The sequence below is a fragment of the Roseateles koreensis genome (assembly GCF_028595305.1).
In the GTDB taxonomy this organism is placed as follows: Bacteria; Pseudomonadota; Gammaproteobacteria; order Burkholderiales; family Burkholderiaceae_C; genus Paucibacter_A; species Paucibacter_A koreensis.
Genome location: NZ_JAQQXS010000032.1, coordinates 1 through 1,586 on the forward strand (window position 1 = coordinate 1; position 1,586 = coordinate 1,586).

General features: G+C 56.2%; 1 protein-coding gene and 1 pseudogene. Both read right to left on the minus strand.

What is annotated here, in order from left to right; all coding sequences use genetic code 11:
* Positions 1-643: hypothetical protein (locus PRZ01_RS19115; protein ID WP_273598441.1), on the minus strand; the 643-nt coding region annotated here is incomplete at its 3' end.
* Positions 640-1,586: pseudogene (locus PRZ01_RS19120) on the minus strand (esterase/lipase family protein); the annotation flags it as partial. The pseudogene PRZ01_RS19120 and the gene PRZ01_RS19115, both read right to left, overlap by 4 nt.

Consider the following 1,586-nt stretch of genomic DNA (forward strand, 5'->3'; position numbering starts at 1 on the left):
TGGGGTGCCAAAAGTAGATGTCCAGCTTTTCTTCGTCGTATTGCCCCGCGATCAAAAGCTCGTCAATGCAAGTGCCCTTGCCCGCTTTGAGCGGATCGCTGACTCGGCTGATGCGGCGGGAGAGGTCGAGGAGGCGGGTGGTGGCTCGGTCAATTTCGGATTGACCTTCAATTGCCACCATCACCGCCGCGAACTGAATTCCATCCCTTAGCCCTAAGTAATGAACATTGAACACGGGGCTTGGCGCTACAACGGCCGTGGCCTTGATCAATGCATCAACACCATGAAGACTCAAAATCTTGGGGGCGCGTGTTTCTTGCTCTTCCGGCCAATAGCGAACGCCGCCTTGCGCAACCCATGCGGAGAAATCGTTAGCACTCACCTCGGACTTGATTGACTGGAGATGCAATTGCTCATGGTCGGGCCCAAGGCCATGAAACAAAGTGGCTTCCGTATCAGAGGACAACACAAAGCCTTGTGGCAAATCAATCAGGTAGCGCCCCACACAATGGGTCTGCATTTGGGTTGTGAGTTGTTCGATCTTTTGCATTTCTTTCTCCGTGAGCACCGTCGAAGTGGGCAGTAAGGCATAGCTCAGGGTCGCCACCAGAGCGCCTACGAGCAGCCCTTGCCAGCGCTTCATGGCTTGACTTGAGGCACTTTGGCCTTCTTCAAAATCTTGGCCAGCGCGTACAAGACCCAGTCCTGCGCGGCGCCGTTTTTGTAGGCGTTCTCATGCCCAAATCCGGCCAAGCGAACTTGTTGTTGGATGCACAAGGGGCTTTGGGTTAGCGGGGCGCGGCCTGACACTGCGGGCACCGTGCCGTCGCCGCCCGCGTCGAACAAGTCCATAACCATGCTCCAAGGTTGAACAAAGCGATAACTACCACCGATTTGCGGGTTGTAGTTAGGGTTGGGCTCTTGCTTCAGGACGTAACTGCCACCGGGCTCCAAAAACGCTGAATGGGGGAGTCCGGCCAGTTTGTCGTCGTCGATTTTTTTGAGCTGATATGGAGAAAGATTCATTCTCCAACTGACATTGGCGATGCTGTTTTTCTCATGCGAGTTGTCGGGCTCGCCACAGAAGACGTAGGTGTTGGGGTGGTAGCTGGTTCCTAGACTTGCATGAAAACTTTTGGCTGGGTCCAGACCAAACTTCACATAGGCCGCCCAATCTATGGGCACGCCACCCTTTGGACGCAGCCACTCCTCCTTCACCAAGCCCCACCAATCCTTGCGATTGAGATAAATCTCCTCGTAGGGGTCGGCCTTGGGGAAGCTGTCGATCAACTGCCCTTTTTCATTGAGCAGGCGCAGCCAGCCTTTGGGGTATTGCGCATTGGGTAGCAATTGCAAAGCACCGGGTGCCTGTGCAAACACAGGGGTGACATCGCTGCCCAGGCTGCCGATCACCCAGCCCGCGATCATGCTTTCATCCCCCATGCCCGCCTTGGTGCGGCGGTAGGCCACCGGAGCACCGATGGCTGGCATGACACCATGGATCACGCCAGCAATCTGCTCGGCCATGCCCAGTTGCTGGCAGCGCCTGGCCACCAGGCCGCCCATGCTGTGGGTGATCAAGATCA